This is a genomic window from Streptomyces sp. NPDC004284 (genome assembly GCF_042874035.1).
Lineage (GTDB): Bacteria > Actinomycetota > Actinomycetes > Streptomycetales > Streptomycetaceae > Streptomyces.
Genome location: NZ_JBIAMJ010000008.1, coordinates 25,995 through 46,786, shown reverse-complemented (window position 1 = coordinate 46,786; position 20,792 = coordinate 25,995). Strand labels below are relative to the sequence as shown.

Sequence of the window (20,792 nt, the reverse complement as noted above, 5' to 3'; positions counted from 1 at the left end):
GTCCACTGATCGATGTCGATATCCGGTCGCCTTCCACAGCGGACGTTAGGCGACGAGCCTAGGGAGGATCCAGGGGGAACCGCACCGTGCCGAACCACGTCCCTCCGGACATTCGCGAGATCACGAACCTGTCGAAGGAGCCGAGCATGACGGGAACCGCTGCCCGCTACCTGTACCTGGCGCGTCACGGTGAGGCGTCCGAGGACGAGAGCACGTTGACGGACGGCGGCCGCCGCCAGGCCGTTCTGCTCGGAGAGCGGCTCCGGAAGGCTCCGCTCGCGGCGATCCACCACGGGCCGCTCGCGCGCGCGGAGCAGACGGCTCGGCTCGTCCACGACCAGCTCGACGGGGTTCCCCTGCGGATGTCCCCGGCGGTCGGCGACTACATCCCGTACGTGCCTCGGCGCGAGGAGCTGCCGGCGGAGTCGGCCGACGCCATGCTCGGGTTCCTGGCACAGTTCCCGGCGGAGGAGCGCGAGCAGGGCCCCGGGCTTGCGGCGGAGGCCGTCGCCCGCTTCACCGGCCCCGTCGACGGCGATCGGCCGCGCCACGAGCTCGTCATCACGCACAACTTCCTGATCGCCTGGCTCGTCCGGGAGGCCCTCGACGCACCGAAGGCGCGCTGGATGGGCATCAACCACGCCAACGCCGCCCTGACCGTCCTGCGCTACGCGCCCGGCCGCGCCCCGGCCGTCCTCTTCTTCAACGACACGGGCCACCTTCCCGCCGAGCTGCGCTGGACCGGGTTCCCGTCCGAGCTGCACATCTGACGCGGTGGCGGGTGCCCCGGGGGGTCACTTCTCCTCCGCGCACCACAGGGCCGGAAAGATCCGTATCACCTTCATCGGCTCCTGGCAGGAGACCGTGTCGGCATACACCTTGCTGCGCACCTCGTACTCCGCCGCGCCCGCCCGGCAGGGCACCGCCACATAGCCGGGTGGCTGCTCTCGGGTATCGAGGTAGACGCAGTCGCCGCTCGCGATCGACGCCGTGGAGCCGTGCAGGTAGTGGCTGACCCAGCCGGAGAAGCCGGCACTGCCGAAGTACCCCAGGCCGGCGAGGAGCAGCGCGAGGACCACGACGCCGCCCCATACGCCATCGCCGGAGGACGGTTTCGACGTGGTCTCGGGCTTCGGACTCCGGGCGGTCGGAGCGGCGGGGCGCACCGCGGGTCGGGGCTTCTCGCGCGCCCGTGGAGCCCGTAGCACGATCCCGACGCCGGTCACGACCGGCCGGCCGTCCTCCACGGTGACGGTGAGGTGCACGGGGCGGTCGGGCCGGAGCCGGAGGACGTGGGACACGCCGGCCAGATCCCCGGTGCTCACCCTCAGCGTGCGGGCGTCGGTGGGCTCGGTCTCGAAGTCTGCGGTCCCGCCCCCGGGAACCAGCCCGAGGTGATCGGTACCGAGGTGGAGGCGGAGCGGGGCGTCCCAGTCGTTGGTGACCTTGAGCTTCGCCTTGGGGGACGCAGCCCCGGGGGGCTGCGGCGGCACGACCTCCGTCGGAGTCCTCGGCCGCGACGGGCCCTGCCCCTCCAGGAGGGCCGACGCCTCCGCGATCGTCGGACGGGCCGCCGGATCCTTGGCCAGGAGGGCGGTGATCAGGGGTTCGAGGCGGCCGGCGCCGCGCATCGGCGGGGCCGCTTCGAAGCGGACGGCGTCGGCGGTGGCGGCCCAGGTGTCCCGCAGGAACGGTGAGACGCCTTCCACCGCCTCGTACAGGGTCACCCCCAGCGAGAACAGGTCGCTGCTCGCCTTGCCGGGCAGTCCGGCGGCCCGCTCAGGGGCGAGGTAGGGCGCCGAGCCGATGACGGCCCCGGTGGAGGTGAGGCCGGTGCCGGTCTCGGGTGCGGCGATGCCGAAGTCGCCGAGCAGGATCCTGCCGTCCTGTCCGATCAGGACGTTCGCGGGTTTGACGTCGCGGTGCACGATGCCGTTGCGGTGCGCGGCGTCGAGGGCGTCGAGCAGGGCCGAGGCGATCGCCTCGACGTCGGCGACGGGCAAGGGGCCCGTTCTCAGGCGCTGCTCCAATGTCCCGCCGGAGATCAGCTGCATCACGATCCAGGGGACGCCGTTCTCGACGACGACGTCGTGGACGGTGACGATGTTGGGGTGGTCGCGGAGCCGCACCGCGTTCAGCGCCTCCAGCTCGGCGCGCTTGAGCAGTTCGTCCCGTTGTCCGGGCGGCAGGGGCCCGGTCAGCCAGAGTTCCTTGAGCGCCACATCGGTCTGGAGGCGCTCGTCGTACGCCTTCCAGACGCGGCCCATGCCGCCTGCGGCGATCGACTGGACCAACTGGTAGCGGCCGCCGACGACATCGCCCGCCCGTGCCCCCTCCGTCACCGTGCCCCCGCTCAGTGAGACTGCGTGTCAGCGATCATTACAGCACTGTTGTGCCGTGCGGGACGGGCGGCCCGGGAAGCAGGGCCCGGAGTCGTTCCGTCCGGATTCCGGTCGCCCGGGGCACTTGATCGCGCCCCCTGCGGCGACCATGATCAACAAGACGAGACGCAACTCCGAAAGGTGCTGAGCCCATCATGCGAGTCAAAGCCTTCGATCACCTCGTACTCAACGTGACCGACGTCGACAAGGCCCTGGAGTTCTACACCGACCGTCTGGGCCTCGCGCCCGAACGGGTCGAGGAGTGGCGGGCCGGAGAAGTGTCGTTCCCGTCCGTGCGCATAGACGAGAGCACCGTCATCGACCTCTTCTCCCGTCCCCGGGGCGAGTCCAACGTCGACCACATCTGCCTGGTCGTGGACCCCCTGGACTGGCAGGAGGTCATCGACTCGGGCAGGTTCGACGTCCTCGAGGGCCCGGTGCCGCGCTGGGGCGCGCGCGGTTCCGCCCAGTCGGTCTACGTGAAGGACCCCGACGGCAACACGGTCGAACTGCGCTGGTACCCGCAGGACGTCGAGGCCTGAGCCGCCCCACCGGTCCGGCATCGCGTACGGGCGAAGCGGCCGGGACGCGTCCTGTCGATCATGACGGCGGGAACCCGGGACAGGCGGTCCGCGCTCCCGCTAACGTACCGACCGGTAACAGATGAGCAGGACGAGGGGAGCGGGCGATGGATCGGCAGTGGAGCCTGGAGGAGAGCACGGTCGTCGACGCGCCGCCGGCGGTCGTCTACCGGCTGGTGTCGGACCTGCGGAACATGGGGCGCTGGAGTCCGGAGTGCCGGTCCGTGTGGGTGCTGCGGCCTCCGGCGCGGACCGGGAGCCGGTTCGTCGGCCTCAACCGGCGCGGGCCGTTCCTCTGGCCGACCCTCGGACGCGTCACCCGGATGAGCCCGGACAGCGAGTTCGTCTTCGACGTCGGCGTCTTCGGACTGCCGATCGCCCGCTGGGGCTACCGGTTCGAGCCGGAGGGTTCGGGAACGCGGATCACCGAGTTCTGGGAGGACCTGCGGACCGGCGGGGCCCGGGGCCGGGTCGCCGAGCTGCTGGGAACGGTCTTCGCCGGGTCGAACCCCGCCCGCCGGATCGCCCTCAACCGGGCCGGGATGCGCACCACCCTCGCACGCATCGCACAGACCGCCGCCGGGAGTTGAGGGGCGGCGACACCACCGACGAGCCGACGTGCGGTCCGGCCGGACGCCGACCGTGCGCCACCCCGAGGTGTTCGACGGCCGGGGACGGCGCCGAGCGGAAGCTCGTCGCCGTCCCCGGCCGGCAGACGCTGATCCACGTGAACGGAGCAGAGCAGTGAGCCCGCAGACCGGAGCCGCACGACCCGTGGGTCGGCAGCCTTCCTCTCCGCCGTCGCTGCCGCCCTGGGCGGTCTGGTGGCAGAGGCCGTTCCCCGATGCCAACACGCTCCTGCTCCCCGGGGAGCAACCGGCCCTGGTCGACTCCGGGTTCGTCGGCCACGCCGAACAGACCGCCGCATGGGCCCGCGCCCGGGCCGGGAAGGTCGGCCTGGTCGTGAACACGCACTGGCACTCCGACCACGTCGGCGGCAACGCCCTGCTCCAGGCCGCCGGCGCGGGCATCGCCGCCGGGGCTCCCGAAGCCGAGGCGATCTCCCGCCGGGACCCCGGCTGCTGCGCGGCGGAGTACCTGGACCAGCCGGTCGCCCCGTACACCGTGGACGTGCCGCTCGACGACGGCCAGGTCCTCCGGCTCGGCGACGCCGACTGGGAGGTCGTCCGCACGCCCGGTCACACCCCGGGCCATCTGGCCCTGTGGCAGCCGGAGGAGCGGCTGCTCGTGGTCGGCGACGCGCTGTCGGACTACGACGTCGGCTGGGTCAACCTCGCCCTCGACGGACCCGACGCCGCCACCACCGCGCTGGCCTCGCTCCAGCGGATGGCCGATCTCGACCCGCGGGTGATCCTGCCCTCCCACGGCCCGGTCCCGACCGACCCCGGGGCCGCCTTCGCCGCCGCCCTGCGCCGGGGCCGACGGCTCGTCGACGACCCCGACGGGGCCGTCTGGTACGGCATCCGCCGGATCTTCGCCTTCGCCCTCATGATCCGCGACGGCATCCCGTACGAGGAGGTCGAACCGTACCTCCACGCGCGCGCGTGGCTGACCGACGCCGCACGCCTCCTGCGTCTCACGCCCGAGGCGCTCGCCACCGAGCTGGTGACGTCCATGCTCGCCGGCGGCGGCATCGTCCGGCGCGACGGGCGGCTGCGCGCAGCGGCCGGCCACACCCCCGTGGCGGCCGAGTCGCTGCACGTGCCCTACCCGCGCGCGTGGCCTGCCTCGGAGCCGCGCTGACGGCCGAGAAGCCACGGGGGTCCGCCGTGGGGTCACCAGTCGACGTGCTCGGCGATCCACGCGGTCAGGCCGTCCTCGTCCCCGGCGGGCGGGAGTTCGGGACCGCAGTCGAGCGGGGTGGAGGACAGCTGCAGGTGGGTGAGGTAGCCGTACGGGCCGTTGTCGGCCGCCGGTCCCAGCACCAGCGCGTGGGTGGCGGTGCGCCAGACGCGGTGCGTCAGGGGCGGCCCGGTGACCAGGCTCTCGGCGGACAGGACGGTCCTTTCGGGAGCCGCGCCGAGGTGTTCGGTCACCACCTGCGCGGCCTGCGCGAGTACGGCCTCGCACGCCTCGGCCGTACTCGGCCTGCTGCCGCTCCAGCCGGGCTGCTCCTGCCAGCGGTCGACGAGGCCGTACAGCCATGAGGCGTTGGCCATGTCCTCGTCGTGCGGGTCGACGGGGTAGACCTCCCCGAAGACCAGGAAGGTCCGGGCCTCCGGGCACCCGAAGGGGCTGACGACGTCGGTGCAGAGCACGTGACCGTGCGCGGTGCGGAAGGACTCGCAGACGAGCCCGTCCTCCCAGACCCAGCCCCGGAGCCGCACCTCCTCGTCGACGGCGTCGGAGTCGTCCGGGACGGGCGGCACGGCCGGCAGCCCCACCAGTTCGGCGACGGCCTCGGTCGTCAACGGCCGGTGGGCGAGGGCATGAACGGGAACAGGAGCAGGAACAGACATGTGGATCACAGTAGAGCGGTCCCCCGCGCGCGAGGGCGGTCGGGGCGCGGCCCGGGCGGTCGCTACCGCTGTCGCGTGCCGGATCGTTCCTGCCGCCGGGCGGTGAGGGTCTGCCCCAGCGCCAGCACGCTCAGGCCGAACATCAGGACGCCCAGCGGGACATGGAGGGCCGGCTTGTGCGCGATGCCCAGCACGACCTGGACCGAGGAGAGGGCGAGGAAGCCGGTCGAGTACAGGACGGGGCGGGGCGAGCCACCGCCCGGCCGCCAGGCCAGGACCGCCGCCAGCACGTACAGCATGGTCGCGCCGTACGTGACGCGCGCGCCGACGCTGTGCAGCACCTCGGTGTGGGGCGAGGCCAGCAGCAGTCCGGCGGTGGTCGCCTGGAAGAAGAGCGTGAGGGTCTGCAGGGCGATCGAGACCCGGACGAAGGTGCGACTGCCGGTGCCCCGTACCGCCGTGGTCCGTGCGGTGGTGGTCTGTGCGGTGGTGGCCATGACTCGGTCCTCTTCTTCTGCCTCGCGGCGGTGGCTCGGTACTGTCTCGTCTGTCCGACGACACAGGCCCGTGAAATGTGAGGCGGAGGCCGACCCGTTCTCCGGTGCGGTGTCCGTCGACGGGACGGATCGGACGAGCCGGAACGAGCCAGGGGGAAGCCGCCATCATGAGCACCATCACCGAGCCGGGGCACGACCGGTCGGAGCCGGACCTGAGCGTGGTCGTCGGCGAGCGGCGCCACCTCGTCAACATCGGCTACCGGCTGCTCGGTTCGCTGGCCGAGGCCGAGGACGCCGTACAGGAGACGTACGCCCGCTGGTACGCGATGTCTCCGCGACAGCGGAAGGCCGTCGAATCGCCCGGGGCCTGGCTGACGACGGTGGCCGGCCGCGTCTGCCTCGACATGCTCGGCTCGGCGCGGGTCCGGCGCGAGCGCTACGTCGGGCCGTGGATACCCGAGCCGCTGCCCGACCATACGGAGTGGTCCAGCGTGCGGGCGGACGGCGCGGGATCCGAACCGGACGACCCCGCCGACCGGGTCACCCTGGACGAGTCGGTGAACATGGCGTTCCTCGTCGTACTGGAGTCGATGACGCCGGCCGAGCGCGTGGCGTTCATCCTGCACGACGTCTTCCGGTACCCCTTCGCCGAGGTCTCCGAGATCGTCGGCCGCTCCCCCGCGGCCTGCCGGCAGCTCGCCTCCTCGGCCCGTCGGCGTGTCGACGCCTCCCGGACCCCGGCCGTGCCGGTGGCCGGACAGGCCGCCCTGGTACGGCACTTCAAGGAGGCGTGGGAGGCCAAGGACATCAAGGCCCTCGTCGGCCTGCTCGACCCCGACGCCACGATGACGGCCGACGGCGGCGGCCTGATCGGCGCCGCGCTCCGTCCGGTCGTGGGCAGCGGGCTCATCGCCCAGTACCTCATCCACATCGCCGACAAGGCCCCCGGTCTCACGCTCCTGGAACGGACGGTCAACGGCCGGCCCGGTCTGGTCGCGCAGAACGCGGGCGTCACCGCGACCGTGGCGGCGTTCGACCTCGCCGACGGCCGCATCACCCGCATCTGGGCGGTCCGCAACCCGGAGAAGCTCCGCCCGTGGACGGAGAACGGACCGAGCTGACCCGTCACACGGAGGGCGAGAGGTTCTCGCGCACCCATCGGGGGTCGGGGTTGACGAACGGCCGGCCGTCCACGAAGACGGTCGGCACGGTCTCGTTGCCGTCGTTGGCCGCCCTCACGACCGCCGCTCCCTCCGGGTCGCGCCAGATGTTCACCCAGTACGACCGGTGGGCGCCGCGGCCCAAGCGGATGCGCAGCCGCAGACAGTACTTGCAGCCCGGCCGCCAGAAGACGACCGGTCGGCCGTCGACCGCGCTGCGGCGCTGCGCTTCCACCGCGCCGATCGACCTCGGGAAGACCAGCGGCGAGTTCACCCCCGCGAGCAGCAGGAACACCAGCAGCAGCACGGCGCCTTCGCCGATGCCGCCCCTGGCGATCTCCCCTGCCGCGACGAGCGAGCCGCTGAGTACGAGCAATATCGGCAAGATCCAGGCACGCATCATGATGCAACAGGCTACCGGCAGGAACTCACCGGAGCTCTCCGGGATTTACCCTTCGTTCTCCCTCTCCACGGCGTCCACGGCGTCCATGGCGTCCATGGCGTCCATGGCGAGAAGACCGGTGGCACCCGGCGGGCGGAGCCGGGTGCCACCGGGGATCGGGGCTGTTACTTCGCCAGGGCGGCGGCGCCGGCCTGGGCGAACTTCTCGTCGAGGTCGCCCGAGGGGGCTCCGGCGACGCCGATGCCCGCGATCGGGGCGCCCTTGGCGGTGACCGGGGCGCCGCCGGCGAGGAAGAGGGTGCCGGGGATGTCCTTCAGGGTCGGCGCGTTGGTGAGGCGCTTGGCCAGCTCGGAGGTCGGGGCGTTCCAGGAGACCGCCGTGTACGCCTTCTTCACGGCCGACTCGTAGGACTGCGGGCCCGCGCCGTCGCCGCGCAGGGTGACGATCGTGTTGCCGTTGCGGTCGACGACCGCGACGGACACCCGCTGGTTCTCCTTCTCCGCGGCGTCCAGGGTCGCCCGCGCGGCCTTCGTGGCCGCCTCGATCGTCAGGTGCGTCGACGTCATGGTGTTGCCGTTGTCCGCGTCGGCCATGACGGCGGCGGGGGCGGCGGCCGGAGCGGCGGCGTTCGCGGAGACGGTGCCGAACAGGCCCGCGGCGAGCGCGCCGGCGGCGACGGTACCGGTCAGGACACGGGTGCGCAGGGTCATCTTCTTCACGGTCATCAGCTCCTTGGGCATCGACCCCCTCGGGGGCTCGGGAAGCGGGGCTCGGAAGGCTCTGCGTTCCCGCTCCGACATCCATCCTGGGGCCGGTCACGGCCCTCTCCGGTCGGCCTACAGGCTGCGTCCGGCACACCTGGCGGACGACACGGGGGTCAACCGATCGGTCGATGCGGAACAGGCTCGTCCGGATAGTCTGGGCTCCGGGAGAGCGGTCGGCGGCGAGGAGTGGGCGGTGCGGATGGACAGGCGGTCGCCGGTCGACGCGGAGGCGGCCGACCCGGACGCCGGCTGGCTCGCGACCGTGATGCACGTGGCGTTCTTCGTCCTGCTGTGCTCCTCGCTGACCCGGTACCTGCTCGTCCACCCCGGCGCCCCGGGCACCCCGTGGGTGATCGCCCTCGCCGTCGTACTGGCCCTGCTGTACGTGCTCGGTCCGGTGCTAGGCCCCCGCCAGACGGAGGGGCGCGGCGCCACCCCCGCCACGGCCCACGGGCTCTGGCTGGCGGCCGTCATCGGGACCTGGCTCGCGCTCGTGGTCCTGGCACCGAGCTTCGGCTGGTGCGCGGTGCCGCTCTTCTACACGGGCCTGCGGTCCCTGCGCACCCGGTCCGCGATCATCCTGGTCGCCCTGCTCACCGTGATCGTCGTGGGCGCGCAGGTGAAGCTGCGGCTGCGGTTCGGCTTCGACCCGAACCTGATGTTCGCGCCGCCGGCCGTCGCAGCCGTCGCCACCGCCGTCTTCATCCACTCCCAGCGGCAGGCCGACCGGCTGCGGACCGTCATCGTCGACCTCCTCCGCACCCGCAGGGAACTGGCCGCGACCGAGCGGCGCGAGGGCACCCTCGCCGAGCGCCAGCGGCTCTCCATGGAGATCCACGACACCCTCGCGCAGGGCCTGTCCAGCCAGCAGATGCTGCTCCAGGCCGCCGACCGGCTCTGGGACGGCGACCCGGCCGCCGCCCGCCGCCACGTCCGCACCGCCGAGTCCATCGCCGAGCGCAACCTCGCCGAGGCCCGCCGCTTCGTCCACGACCTCGCGCCCGCCGACCTCGCCGGGGGCGGCGGCCTCGACGACGCGCTGCGCGCCCTCGCCGAACGGGAGTCCTCCGACACCCTCCAGGTCCGCTTCCACCAGGACGGCACGCCCACGACCGCGCTCCCCGACCGTGTCCAGGCGGCGCTGCTGCGGATCGCCCAGGGCGCGCTGGCGAACATCCGCGAGCACGCGGACGCCGGCACCGCGGCGCTGACCCTCAGCCACCTGGACGATCAGGTCGTCCTGGACATCGCCGACGACGGCCGCGGCTTCGACCCGGTCGAGAGGCCAGGCGGCGTACGCGGGCACGGCCTGCCCGCCATGCGCGCGCGTGTCCGGCAGCTCGGCGGCACCCTCGCCATCGAATCGGCACCGGGCGAGGGGACGGTCCTGACCGCCGTCATCCCCCTGTCGCCGCCGGCCTGACACCGGCCTGACACCGGCCTCGGACCGCTGTTACCGCCATTCCGGCAGGAGACGGCGCCCGTTCCGGTGGAATGGCCGAACTGTGTGTAGACCGAATAGATGCCTGAGGCATGTAGTGGAGACGGCACCACCGCCCCTGCCACCTATTCGCACCCAGCGAGGCCCTTGTGACGAAAGCCGTGGCGTTCCCCCAGGACCGAACCTGCCCCTACCACCCGCCCGCCGCCTACCCCCGGACCGAGGAGGAGCGCCCGCTGTCGCGGGTCACCCTCTGGGACGGGCAGCAGGTGTGGTTCGTGACCGGCCACGCCGCCGCCCGCGCGCTCCTCGCGGACCGGCGGCTGTCCAGCGACTCCACCCGTGACGGCTTCCCGATGCCGACGGAACGCGCCACCGCCACGCGCAGGAACCGGCGCGCGGCGCTGCTCGGCTGGGACGACCCCGAGCACAACGCCCAGCGCCGGATGCTGATCCCGAGCTTCACCCTCAAGCGCGCCGAGAGCCTGCGTCCCCGCATCCAGGAGACCGTGGACCGGCTCCTCGACGCGATGGAGGCGCAGGGGCCGCCGGCCGAGCTGGTGAGCGCGTTCGCACTGCCCGTGCCCTCGATCGTCATCTGCGACCTGCTCGGCGTGCCGTACGCGGACCACGACTTCTTCGAGGAGCAGTCGCGGCGGCTGCTGCGCGGCCCGACGGGCGCGGACACCCAGGACGCGCTGGCGCAGCTGGAGGGCTATCTCGGCGACCTGATCGACCGCAAGCGCCTGAAGCGCGGCGAGGGCGTCCTCGACGACCTGGTGGCGCGCGCGTCCGAGGACGACGGTCCCGGACGCCAGGAGCTGGTGCAGTTCGCCTCGATCCTGCTGATCGCGGGCCACGAGACCACGGCGAACATGATCTCGCTCGGTACGTACACGCTGCTGCGCCACCCGGAGCGGCTGGCCGAGCTGCGGGCGGATCCCGGGCTCGTACCCGCCGCGGTCGAGGAGCTGCTGCGGTTCCTGTCGATCGCCGACGGGCTGCTCCGGATCGCGTGCGAGGACATCGAGGTCGCCGGGACGGTGATCCGCGCGGGTGAGGGCGTGGTCTTCTCGACCTCGGTCATCAACAGGGACGCGTCCGCCTACAGCGATCCGGACAGCCTCGACTGGGAGCGGTCGGCCCGCCACCACGTGGCGTTCGGTTTCGGCATCCACCAGTGCCTCGGGCAGAACCTCGCCCGCGCGGAGCTGGAGATCGCGCTCGGGACGCTCCTGCGCCGGCTGCCGGGGCTGCGGCTCGCCGTGCCCGCCGAGGAGATCCCGTTCAAACCGGGCGACACGATCCAGGGGATGCTCGAACTCCCCGTCACATGGTGAGAAGGAGAGACGCGGAACATGGCCGAGGAAGAGGAAGCGGTGCGGATGCGGGTGTCGATCGACGCCGACGTCTGTATCGGCGCGGGGCAGTGCGCGCTGACCTCCCCTGACGTCTTCACCCAGGACGACGACGGTTTCGGGACGGTCGTCCCCGGCCGGGAGGACGGCACGGGCACGCTGGTCCGAGAGGCGGTACGCGCCTGCCCCGTACAGGCGATCACCCTCCAGGAGGCCACCGGCCGGGCGAGTACGTGACGACGGGTCGGCACCGCCGCGCCGGCGGTGCCGACCCCGCCCTCCTCCGGGGGTCGGGCCCGCGGCGGACTCATCGATGTCCCTATGGGAGGCATTGGTTTCCTCATTGGAAACCAATGGATCCCCCACCTAGTGTCGAGGACATCGCCGCACAGGCCCACCACCCCCTGGAGCTCACGCATGTCGAAGATCCTTTTCGTGATGACCGGTGTCGACCACTGGACGCTGGCCGACGGCACCAAGCACCCGACCGGCTTCTGGGCCGAGGAGGCGATCGCCCCGTACGAGGCGTTCAAGGCCGCCGGTCACGAGGTCGTCGTCGCCACGCCGGGCGGCGTCGTCCCGACCGTCGACGCCGGCAGTCTCGAACCCGGGGCCAACGGCGGCCAGGAAGGCGCGGAGAAGGCCGCCGCGGCGCTCGCCTCCATCGAGGAGATCGAGAACCCGATCGATCTGGAAGACGTCCGCCCGGCCGATTACGACGCCGTCTTCTACCCCGGCGGCCACGGCCCCATGGAGGACCTGGCCGTCGACGCGACCTCCGGCAGGCTGCTCGTCGACACCCTGCGCTCGGGCAAGCCGCTGGGTGTCGTCTGCCACGCCCCGGCCGCGCTCCTCGCCGCCACGAACGCCGACGGTTCGAACGCCTTCGCCGGCCGCAAGGTCACCGCCTTCACCAATGCCGAGGAGACCCAGGCCGGCTTCGCCGACCGCGCGAAGTGGCTTCTCGAGACCCGGCTCGTCGAGGCCGGCGTCGACTTCCGGTCCGGCGAGCCGTGGGCGCCGCACGTGGTCGTCGACGGCAACCTGATCACCGGCCAGAACCCGTCCTCCTCCGCCCCGCTCGCCGCGGAACTCCTCAAGAAGCTGGCCTGACCCCGATCGGCCCGCCGTGCGCCCGCACGCCCGGATGCTCGTGCGGGCCTGGCGGCCGGGCGCTCGTGCGGGCCTGGCGGTCGGGCGCCCCTCCCCCAGGGCTGGACGCGTCCGTCCCGCACCACTACTCTCCCACCTACTCACTTAATTGACTAGGTGCGGAGATACGCATGAAGCCCTTCCGTCAGGCCGTCGAGGCGAACGATCACGCGGCGATCGAGGCCCTGCTCGCCGAGGACGTCGTCTTCACCAGCCCCGTCGTCTTCAAGCCCTACCCGGGCAAGCCGATCACCGCGGCCATCCTGCGCGCCGCCTCCCGTGTCTTCACCGACTTCCGCTACGTCCGGGAGACGGCCGGCGAGGACGGCCGCGACCACGCCCTCGTCTTCGAGGCCCGGGTCGGCGACCGCGCGATCACCGGCTGCGACTTCCTCCACCTGAACGAGCAGGGCCTCATCGACGACTTCATGGTCATGGTCCGCCCCCTCTCCGCCGCACAGGCACTGGCCGAGGCGATGGGCGCTCAGTTCGACCGCATCGCCGCCGAAGCGGCCGGCGCGGCGCGGGCGGACGGGGAGTAGGCGACGACGGCGCGAGGTCCCGTTCGGGGTGCCGCGGCGTGGCCTGGTCGGCCGTCTCTTCGGGGCGCCTTGCGTCCACGGGATCGGCACCGCGTACCGTTGGCCCGCACCGACCCGCCGTGACCTGGCTTTTTCGGTGCGATTGGTCTGCTGTCACCACCGCCCGCAAGGAGCAGGACCCTGAGTACGTCGTTCGCGGAAGCGCTGTCCATCGGGCTGTTGGTGCTGGTGCTGGTCTGTGCGGTGGTGCGGCCGTGGGGATGGCCGGAGGCCGTGGTCGCGGTTCCCGCGGCCGGGCTGGTCATCGTCACCGGCGCGCTCTCGCCGGCGGACGCGTGGGCCGAGGCGGAACGGCTCGGGCCGGTGATCGGGTTCCTCGCCGCCGTCCTGGTGCTGGCTCAACTGTGCGACGACGAAGGCCTGTTCCGCGCCTGCGGGGCGTGGATGGCCCGGACGTCCGCCGGGAGTCCGCGACGGCTGCTGGCGCAGGTGTTCGTGGTCGCCTCCGTGATCACGGCGGTGCTCAGCCTGGACGCCACCGTGGTGCTGCTCACCCCGGTGGTGTTCGTCACCGCGGCCCGGCTGGGCGCCCGGCCCAAGCCGCACGTCTACGCCTGCACCCACCTGTCGAACACCGCCTCGCTGCTGCTGCCGGTCTCCAACCTCACCAATCTGCTGGCCTTCGCCGCCAGTGGGCTGACCTTCACCCGGTTCGCCGCGCTGATGACGCTCCCGTGGCTGGCCGCCATCGCCGTCGAGTACGTGGTGCTGCGCCGGTTCTTCGCCGCCGACCTGGACGCGGGTGCCCCGCCCGCGGCCGAAGTGAAGGCGCCGGAGATGCCGCTGTTCGCCCTGGTCACCGTCGTCTGCACGCTCGCCGGATTCATCCTGACCTCGGTCATCGGTGTCGATCCGGCCTGGGCGGCCCTGGCGGGCGCGCTCGTGCTCGCCGTCCGGGCCCTGGTCCGGCGCAGCACCACCCCGGTCGCGATCGTCCGCTCTGCCGCCGTGCCGTTCCTGGCCTTCGTGCTGGCGCTCGGCATCGTGGTCCGGGCCGTCGTCGACAACGGACTGGCCTCCGCGCTCGGACACCTCGTCCCCGACGGCACCTCCCTGACCGCGCTGCTCGGCACGGCGGCGCTGGCCGCGGTGCTGGCGAACGTCATCAACAACCTGCCCGCCACCCTCGTACTGCTGCCGTTGGCCGTCCCGTCCGGCCCCGGGTCGGTCCTGGCGGTGCTGCTCGGGGTGAACATCGGCCCCAACCTCACCTACGCCGGGTCCCTGGCCACCCTGCTGTGGCGGCGCATCGTCCGCGAGCACGACACCGACATCGGCCTGGGCGAGTTCACCCGGCTCGGGCTGCTCGTCGTGCCCGCCGCCCTGACACTGTCCGTGGTGGCACTGTGGGGTTCGCTGCAGATCATCGGAACATGACGAGCACGAGGGAGTACGAGGACCTTGAGGAGGATGAGCCCGTGACCGTCGTCGTCTGGATCACCGAAGGCACCTGGCCCGCCTGTGTCGACGCCGCCCGCGCGCACGCGCCGCAGGGCGCGGAGATCGTCCTGCTCCACGTCAGCGGCGAGGAGGTGCCGGGCGTCGCGCACGGCGCGTTCGCCGGACTGCTCGGACGCGGCCATCGGGAGAGGGACCCCGGCACCCGGGTGGAGACCCTGGCGGCGGCCTCCGCGCAGCATCTCCTGGATGCCGCGGCCGACCGCCTCGACCGGCCCTGCGCCCATGTGGAGCGCACCGGACGCGTCGAGCGCGAGGTCGTCGCAGCGGCCGAGGGGGCCGAGTTGCTCGTCCTCGCGCGCGACGGCGACCGCACCCGCCTCGGACCGCACAGTCTCGGCCCCGCGACCCGTTTCGTCGTCGACCACGCGCCGTGTCCCGTACTGCTCGTCTGGCCGGAACCGGCACCGGGCACCGCCACGATCCCTCCCCCGCCCGACCGGCCGTAGCGGCGCCACCCGTTCACTGCCCGGTGTCCGGGTCCGGGTAGGAGAGCCGGTACCGGCCGCCTGCCGACAGGCGGGCCCGGAAGCGCCGAGCGTCGCCGGGCACCGCGACGGCCGCGGCCGGCCGGCCCTCGTGGTCGGTCAGGACGGGCCGGCCTTCGCGCTCGGGCAGGCGCAGGTCGACCGTCGCGTCCCGGGCGGCCCGCAGTTCGGCCCCTGTCAGCAGGCCCCGGCGCCAGCTCAGGCCGACCGTGAGCCCGCCCCGGGCGCGCAGGCCGTGTACGTCGCCGGAGGGCCAGGACGGCGGCAGGGCGGGCAGCAGCCGCAGGACACCGTTGTGGCTCTGGAGCAGTGCCTCGGCGATGGCGGCGGTGATGCCGAAGTTGCCGTCGATCTGGAAGAGCTGCGGAGGGTGCAGGTCGAAGAGGTTGGGGGCGATCGAGGTGGCGAGCAGGCGCTCGACGGCCTGCCCGGCGAGGCCTCCGTCGCCCAGGCGGGCGGCGAGCGCGGCGACCCAGGCGAGGCTCCAGCCGGTGCCGCCGCCACCGTGTTCCAGGCGGCGGTCCAGGGCGCGGCGGGCCGGGTCGAGGTGGGTGTCGTCGCCGAGCGGGTCGATGGCGGTGCCCGGGTAGAGGCCGTAGAGGTGGGAGAGGTGGCGGTGCCCCGGGTCCTCCTCCGGGAGGTCGTCCCGCCACTCGAGGAGGCGGCCGTCGGCCCCGAGGGCCGGGGGGCGCAGCCGGGCGCGGGTGCGCGTCAGTTCCTCCGCGAACGCGTGGTCGACCCCGAGCTCGCGGGCCGCGGCGACGGTGTTGTCGAGCAGTTCGGCGGCGAGCCAGTGGTCCAGGGCGCAGCCGGCGTCGACGGCGGCCAGGGCGCCGCCGGGCAGCCGGAAGTGGTGCTCGGGCGAGGTGGACGGGCAGGTCACGAGGGTGCCGTCGGTGTCCTCGGCCAGGAGGTGGGTGAGGAACCGGGCGGCCTCCCGCATGACCGGGTAGGCGCGGTCGGCGAGGAAGGCGGCGTCGCCGTGGAAGAGGTGGTGGTCCCACAGGTGGGCCGCCAGCCACGGGCCCGCCATGGGCCAGTGGGCCCAGACCGGGTCCCCCGACACGGGGTTGGTGGCGCGCCAGAGGTCGACGTTGTGGTGGCAGCACCAGCCCGGTGCGTCGTAGTAGGCCCGTGCGGTGGAGCGGCCCGCCTCGGCGAGGTCGGTGACCAGGGCGAACAGCGGCTCGTGGCACTCTGCCAGCCCGGTGGTCTCGGCGGGCCAGTAGTTCATCTGGAGGTTGATGTTCGACGTCCAGTCGGAGTTCCAGGGAGGGGTGACGTCGTTGTTCCAGATCCCCTGGAGGTTCGCGGGCTGGGTGCCGGGACGCGAGGAGGCGATGAGCAGGTAGCGGCCGTAGGCGAAGAGCAGGGCCGCGAGTCCGGGGTCCTCGGCGCCCGCGTTCGCGGCGGCGAGGCGTTCGTCGGTCGGCCGTGCCTCCGCTTCCTCCGGTCCGTGGAGCCGGAGTGCGGCCGCGTCGAAGAGCCGCCGGTGGTCGGCCACGTGGGCCGCTCGCAGTTCGTCGTAGTCCTGTCCGTCGACGAGGTCCAGGCAGCGGCGTGCCGCGTCGAGCGCCGTGTCGGGGCCCTCGGGGCGTCGGCGCCAGTCCCGGTACCCGGTGCCGACGGCGGCCAGGAGCACCACCTCGTCGGCGTCGGTGACGTCGATCGTGCCTTCTCCCGTCCTGACGTGGCCGTTCACCGTGCGCACGCGGAGGGCGGCCGCGAAGCCCGTGCCCTCGTCCGACCGGTACGTGGCGGGTCCGGGCCGCCCGCGCGGGACGTCCACGGGGGCGCGGCCGTGGATCGACAGGGTGGCGGTGTCGGGTTCGGCGGCCGGGGCCGCGGTGGGATGGGGCGTCGTGAGGCCGGCCCGGAAGGAGAGGGCGCCGGGGGTGTCCGCGCCGAGGCGGACGACCAGCACGCCGGCCGGGGCGGAGACGAAGCTCTCCCGGCGGTACCGGACTCCCCCGGCCTCGAACGACACGGTGTGCACGGCCTGGTCGAGGTCCAACGCCCGCCGGTAGTCGGCGGGGTCGCCCTCGCCGCAGGGCGGGAAGGTCAGCAGGAGGGTGGCCAGCGGCTGGTACGCCTCGGTGTCGGGCCCCGGGAAGTGGGTGGCGGCGATCGCGTGGGCGCGGGCGTGGTCACGGTCGCGCAGCACCGCCGCGCGCAGGGCGGGGAGGTGTTCGGCGGCGCCCGCCCGGTCCCGGGGGCCGGGACCGCCGGACCACAGGGTGTCCGCGTTGAGCTCGATCCGCTCGGTCCGGACGCCTCCGTACGTCACGGCGCCGAGCCGGCCGTTGCCGAGCGGCAGCGCCTCCAGGAGGCCGTCGGCCGGGCGCCGGTACCAGAGCGGATCCGTGGTGGGCTGCTGGGAGTGCGTCGGCACGGCGTCCATCCGATCGTGGGTGTGGCGGAGGCCGGCGTCCGGACGGCCGGGCCGGAAGAAGGTGGTCAGGGAGCGGTACCGGCGGTGGTGCGGTGGCCGGTGTCCGGAAGGGTCGGTGCGCGTCTCAGGCCTCCCTGGTGGCGGGCTGCCGCTCGTGGTCGAGCCGACCGGAGCGGATCCGGTCGGCCGGGCGGGGCGTGGCCGGTCCGTCCCGGGCCGGGAGCGACCGCGGTCGGCTGACGGCACGTACGTCGTCGTGGACGGGGTTGCCGCGGGTGGTGCCCCAGGTCGCCCGGGGGGCTCCGCCGCGCTTCGCGTCGTGCGGGACGAGCACGGTCTCCGGCCCGGCGGGACCCGGGGCCACCGGGTTCACCACGGCCTCCGGCCGGATGATCCCGTCGAGTTCGGCCGGGACGTCCGGGATCATCGGGCGGCGCGACTGCGGACGGGTGCCGTCGCGGGCCGGGATGGCCACCGTCTGCCCGGGCCTGACCCGTTGCCGCGCGGGCGGGCCGGTCATCGGGCGGCGCGACGCCTCCCGGAACGCGGCGGTCCCGTCGGCGGCGCCCGGGTGGTGCGGCGGTTCCACGGCGGTGGTGACGGCCGGGTCGGCCTCGGCGCCGAGCCCGGCATCGCCGTGCGCCGGTCGGACCTTCATGTCGGTTCCCTGCCGGTGTCGGAGGTCGTCGCGCCGTCCAGGCGGTAGACCCGGGCCGCCGTGGCGCCGAAGACCTGTGCGCGCTCGTGCGTCCCCAAGCCGTCGGTCAACCGGTCCGCGGTTTCGACGACTTGCTCGTACGAGGCGGCCGGCAGGCAGACCGGCCAGTCGGAGCCGAACATGACGCGGTCGGGCCCGAATGCCTCCAGGGCGGTCTCGGCGTAGGGGCGCAGATCGGCGACGGTCCAGTCGCCCCGCCGGGCTTCCGCGACCAGGCCGGAGAGCTTGCAGAAGACGTGGGGCTCGCGGGCCAGCTCTCGCAGTCGACCGGCCCAGGGCTCCTGCTCGCCGCGCGCGATCGGCGGCTTGGCGAGGTGGTCGAGGACGAACGGCTGGTCCGGCAGGGCGCGCACGGTCTCGACGGCGGCGGGGAGTTGGTGGGGCAGGACGAGCAGGTCGTAGCAGAGACCGGCGTCACCGACCGCGCGCAGTCCGCGCCGGACGGCCGGGCGGGCGAGCCAGGCCGGGTCGGCTTCGCCCTGGACGAGGTGGCGGACCCCGACCAGCCGCCCACCGCCCGGCCCCTGCCGCAGTTCGGCCAGGGTGTCGGCGATCCCGGGGCCGGTGAGGTCCGCCCAGCCGACGACGCCCGCGATCAACGGCTCGGCGTCGGCCAGGGCGAGGAACTCGCGGGTCTCCGCCAGGTCCGGCAGGACCTGCACCAGAACGGTGCGTTCGATCCCCGCCGCCCGGGCACGCGGGGCGAGGTCGGCCATCGTGAAGTCACGCCGGATGGCCGCCGACTCCGGCCCGTCGAGCCAGGTCTGCGGACGCCGGCCCAGCTCCCACAGGTGGTGGTGCGCGTCGACTCTCACGCGCGATCGCTCCTCGGTCAGTGGTTGACGGCGGGTCGGGTGGTACGCGGACGGTCCGGCCGCGGCCGGGCGGCGGGGATCGGTTCCCCCGCGGCCAGGTGGTCGCGCAGCCAGCGTTCGGTGGTGTTGACGTGCATCAGGGCCGCGGCCTGGGCGAGGTTCGGGTCGCGGGCGACGAGGGCCTGGTGGATCGCCTCGTGCTCGGCGATGGTCCGCCCGGCCGCGTCGGCGTCGGCCAGCCCCCGCCAGGCCCGGGCGCTCAGGGTGCGCCCGGAGATGTGTTCCAGCAGCGTGGCCAGGGTCTCGTTGCGGGTGGCGCGGATCACCGTCCGGTGGAAGGACGCGTCGTGCTGGAGCAGCAGCTCCACGTCGTCCCCCGCGTCCCGCATGGCCGACAGGTGGCGCTCGATCTCGGCGAGGTCCTCGTCGGTGACGCGGGAGGCGGCCAGCGCGGTGGCGGCCGGCTCGAAGAGCCTGCGCACCTCGGTGAGTTCCAGGACGGTGTCCCCCTGCAGCAGCTCGACCGCGCCGCCGAGCCCTTCCAGCAGCAGGCCGGGAGCCAGGCTGGTCACATAGGTGCCGTCGCCGCGCCGGATCTCCAGGACCCGTGCGACGACCAGCGTCTTGACCGCCTCACGCATCAGGTTCCGGGACAGTCCGAGCTCGGCCGCGAGCTGCTGTTCCGGGGGCAGTTTGGCCCCGGGGGGCAGTTCGCCTTCCCGGATCATGCGGCGGATGCGGGCGATGGCTTTGTCGGTCAGGGACACGGCGTCAACGTAACAAGGGATCCCATGTCTTGGAAGACGTCCGATCCCTTTTCCTCGTCCACCGGTCGGCACCATCAGGCACTTAACGGGCTTCAGCCGCATTCCGACCGACAGGAGGGACCATCCCTCCCTCTGACCCATCCCATGTATCGGTCATACCTGGCGCGGCCGCTACGAGCGGGGGCGAGTCGCGGCGTGACCGGACACCCGGCAGAAGTCATCGGATGACTGATGCGACAGGAGACATGGCGGGATGGAAATTCGGCGGGCAAGAGGGAGCATCCAGTGGGGAGCAAGCACAATCAGGACCCCCGGCCAGTGCCAGAAAGATGCCATAACAAGCCTTGCAACCTGCATAGTTGACCATCCGATCGAGCCTTGGCCGAGCAGACATCGGAGGAATCCTTGCGGCGGCCGATGAGCCCTCGTACGGTCTTGCCATCACGGATTCATCCGATGTGTTGAGGGGAGTCATCCATGAAACTCCTTCGGGTCGGCGAACCGGGCGCGGAGACGCCGGTCGTCCGCGACGCGGACGGAACCACCTACGCCCTCTCGGGCCTGACCGGAGACATCGACGGGCCGTTCCTCGCCTCGGGCGGGATCGAGCGGGTCCGGGCAGCCCTGACCGAGGGGTCGCTGCCCGCCGTGGACACGGCCGGCCGGCGCGTCGGGGCGCCCGTCGCCCGTCCGGGCAAGGTGGTGTGCATCGGCCTCAACTACCGGGACCACGCCGAGGAGACGGGCGCGGCCGTTCCCGAGCGGCCCGTCGTCTTCATGAAGGACCCGTCCACCGTCGTCGGCCCGTACGACGGGGTGCTGATTCCGCGCGGCTCGGTGAAGACCGACTGGGAGGTGGAACTCGCCGTCGTCATCGGCCGCGAGGCGCGCTACCTGGAGAGCCCCGCTCAGTCGTCCGACCACATTGCGGGCTACGCCGTCAGCAACGACGTCTCCGAGCGCGAGTTCCAGCTGGAGCACTCCACCCAGTGGGACCTCGGCAAGTCCTGCGAGAGCTTCAATCCGCTCGGCCCCTGGCTGGTCACCCCCGACGAGGTGGGCGACCCGCAGGCACTGGGACTGCGCCTGACCGTCAACGGCGAGCCGCGCCAGGACGGCCACACCAAGAACATGGTCTTCGACGCCCCGTACCTCGTCTGGTACCTGAGCCAGTACATGGTGCTGCGCCCCGGCGACGTCATCAACACCGGCACCCCGGCCGGCGTGGCCCTCGGCCTGCCCGGCACCCCCTACCTGCGCGAGGGCGACCTCGTCGAGCTCTCCATCGACGGTCTCGGCACCCAGCGCCAGAGCTTCCGCAACGCGTGAAAGGCA

At 73.0% G+C, this 20,792-nt stretch carries 22 protein-coding genes; 13 read left to right on the top strand and 9 right to left on the bottom strand.

Annotated features, from left to right (window positions below):
* Positions 1-146 precede the first annotated feature (146 nt).
* The gene (locus ACFYUS_RS21515) at positions 147-770 is read left to right on the top strand and encodes a histidine phosphatase family protein (protein ID WP_388854274.1); all 624 of its coding nucleotides are present in this window, start codon (positions 147-149) and stop codon (positions 768-770) included.
* A gap of 24 nt (positions 771-794) precedes the next feature.
* Here the strand turns inward: ACFYUS_RS21515 and ACFYUS_RS21510 are convergent, their stop codons facing one another.
* Entirely contained in the window at positions 795-2,342 is a 1,548-nt protein-coding gene (locus ACFYUS_RS21510; RefSeq protein ID WP_388854271.1) for a protein kinase, read from the bottom strand.
* Positions 2,343-2,536: 194 nt separating this feature from the next.
* Between ACFYUS_RS21510 and ACFYUS_RS21505 the strand changes: the two genes are divergently transcribed.
* From ACFYUS_RS21505 to ACFYUS_RS21495, 3 genes are all read left to right on the top strand, one after another.
* Complete coding sequence (locus ACFYUS_RS21505; protein ID WP_388854269.1) at positions 2,537-2,923, top strand: VOC family protein; 387 nt, start codon at positions 2,537-2,539, stop codon at positions 2,921-2,923.
* 146 nt (positions 2,924-3,069) lie between these two features.
* Entirely contained in the window at positions 3,070-3,552 is a 483-nt protein-coding gene (locus ACFYUS_RS21500; protein ID WP_388854266.1) for an SRPBCC family protein, read from the top strand.
* 184 nt (positions 3,553-3,736) lie between these two features.
* Positions 3,737-4,726 (top strand): MBL fold metallo-hydrolase, encoded by a 990-nt coding sequence (locus ACFYUS_RS21495; RefSeq protein WP_388854263.1) that lies wholly within the window; start codon positions 3,737-3,739, stop codon positions 4,724-4,726.
* A 32-nt stretch (positions 4,727-4,758) separates the two neighbouring features.
* Here ACFYUS_RS21495 and ACFYUS_RS21490 read toward each other — a convergent pair whose 3' ends face one another.
* Together ACFYUS_RS21490 and ACFYUS_RS21485 are read right to left on the bottom strand one after the other, a co-directional pair.
* On the bottom strand, positions 4,759-5,442 hold the full coding sequence (locus ACFYUS_RS21490) for a hypothetical protein (RefSeq protein ID WP_388854260.1): 684 nt from the start codon (positions 5,440-5,442) through the stop codon (positions 4,759-4,761).
* 62 nt (positions 5,443-5,504) lie between these two features.
* Entirely contained in the window at positions 5,505-5,939 is a 435-nt protein-coding gene (locus ACFYUS_RS21485) for a hypothetical protein (protein WP_388854257.1), read from the bottom strand.
* A gap of 167 nt (positions 5,940-6,106) precedes the next feature.
* Here ACFYUS_RS21485 and sigJ point away from each other — a divergent pair, with 167 nt between their 5' ends.
* Positions 6,107-7,060: an RNA polymerase sigma factor SigJ gene (sigJ, locus tag ACFYUS_RS21480; RefSeq protein WP_388854254.1), complete on the top strand. Its 954-nt coding sequence runs from the start codon at positions 6,107-6,109 to the stop codon at positions 7,058-7,060.
* Between the two features lie 4 nt (positions 7,061-7,064).
* Here sigJ and ACFYUS_RS21475 read toward each other — a convergent pair whose 3' ends face one another.
* Entirely contained in the window at positions 7,065-7,502 is a 438-nt protein-coding gene (locus ACFYUS_RS21475) for a glutaredoxin domain-containing protein (RefSeq protein WP_388854251.1), read from the bottom strand.
* 164 nt (positions 7,503-7,666) lie between these two features.
* Complete coding sequence (locus ACFYUS_RS21470) at positions 7,667-8,221, bottom strand: heme-binding protein (RefSeq protein WP_388855119.1); 555 nt, start codon at positions 8,219-8,221, stop codon at positions 7,667-7,669.
* Between the two features lie 244 nt (positions 8,222-8,465).
* Here ACFYUS_RS21470 and ACFYUS_RS21465 point away from each other — a divergent pair, with 244 nt between their 5' ends.
* The 7 genes from ACFYUS_RS21465 (at position 8,466) to ACFYUS_RS21435 (ending at position 14,726) form a co-directional block, all read left to right on the top strand.
* Complete coding sequence (locus ACFYUS_RS21465) at positions 8,466-9,689, top strand: sensor histidine kinase (protein ID WP_388854248.1); 1,224 nt, start codon at positions 8,466-8,468, stop codon at positions 9,687-9,689.
* A gap of 167 nt (positions 9,690-9,856) precedes the next feature.
* The gene (locus tag ACFYUS_RS21460; protein WP_388854245.1) at positions 9,857-11,047 is read left to right on the top strand and encodes a cytochrome P450; all 1,191 of its coding nucleotides are present in this window, start codon (positions 9,857-9,859) and stop codon (positions 11,045-11,047) included.
* A 45-nt stretch (positions 11,048-11,092) separates the two neighbouring features.
* On the top strand, positions 11,093-11,302 hold the full coding sequence (locus ACFYUS_RS21455) for a ferredoxin (RefSeq protein ID WP_388855116.1): 210 nt from the start codon (positions 11,093-11,095) through the stop codon (positions 11,300-11,302).
* 180 nt (positions 11,303-11,482) lie between these two features.
* A complete protein-coding gene (locus tag ACFYUS_RS21450; protein ID WP_388854242.1) occupies positions 11,483-12,178 on the top strand; it encodes a type 1 glutamine amidotransferase domain-containing protein in 696 nt (231 codons plus the stop codon).
* Between the two features lie 170 nt (positions 12,179-12,348).
* Positions 12,349-12,759 (top strand): nuclear transport factor 2 family protein, encoded by a 411-nt coding sequence (locus ACFYUS_RS21445; RefSeq protein WP_388854239.1) that lies wholly within the window; start codon positions 12,349-12,351, stop codon positions 12,757-12,759.
* 180 nt (positions 12,760-12,939) lie between these two features.
* Positions 12,940-14,196, top strand: a complete 1,257-nt coding sequence (locus ACFYUS_RS21440) for an arsenic transporter (RefSeq protein WP_388855113.1) — start codon at positions 12,940-12,942, stop codon at positions 14,194-14,196.
* A 41-nt stretch (positions 14,197-14,237) separates the two neighbouring features.
* Positions 14,238-14,726, top strand: coding sequence for a universal stress protein (locus tag ACFYUS_RS21435; RefSeq protein ID WP_388855110.1), 489 nt, complete (start codon positions 14,238-14,240; stop codon positions 14,724-14,726).
* Between the two features lie 13 nt (positions 14,727-14,739).
* Here the strand turns inward: ACFYUS_RS21435 and ACFYUS_RS21430 are convergent, their stop codons facing one another.
* From ACFYUS_RS21430 to ACFYUS_RS21415, 4 genes are all read right to left on the bottom strand, one after another.
* Positions 14,740-17,166, bottom strand: a complete 2,427-nt coding sequence (locus tag ACFYUS_RS21430; RefSeq protein WP_388854236.1) for a glycoside hydrolase N-terminal domain-containing protein — start codon at positions 17,164-17,166, stop codon at positions 14,740-14,742.
* A 115-nt stretch (positions 17,167-17,281) separates the two neighbouring features.
* The gene (locus ACFYUS_RS21425; protein WP_388854233.1) at positions 17,282-17,815 is read right to left on the bottom strand and encodes a hypothetical protein; all 534 of its coding nucleotides are present in this window, start codon (positions 17,813-17,815) and stop codon (positions 17,282-17,284) included.
* Complete coding sequence (locus ACFYUS_RS21420) at positions 17,812-18,690, bottom strand: amidohydrolase family protein (RefSeq protein ID WP_388854230.1); 879 nt, start codon at positions 18,688-18,690, stop codon at positions 17,812-17,814. Before ACFYUS_RS21420 ends, ACFYUS_RS21425 begins: the two co-directional genes overlap by 4 nt.
* Before the next feature lie 17 nt (positions 18,691-18,707).
* Positions 18,708-19,457: a FadR/GntR family transcriptional regulator gene (locus ACFYUS_RS21415; RefSeq protein WP_388854227.1), complete on the bottom strand. Its 750-nt coding sequence runs from the start codon at positions 19,455-19,457 to the stop codon at positions 18,708-18,710.
* 477 nt (positions 19,458-19,934) lie between these two features.
* On the opposite strand from ACFYUS_RS21415, the gene ACFYUS_RS21410 reads away from it, so the two are divergent.
* Positions 19,935-20,786 (top strand): fumarylacetoacetate hydrolase family protein, encoded by an 852-nt coding sequence (locus ACFYUS_RS21410; protein ID WP_388854224.1) that lies wholly within the window; start codon positions 19,935-19,937, stop codon positions 20,784-20,786.
* Positions 20,787-20,792: the final 6 nt, after the last annotated feature.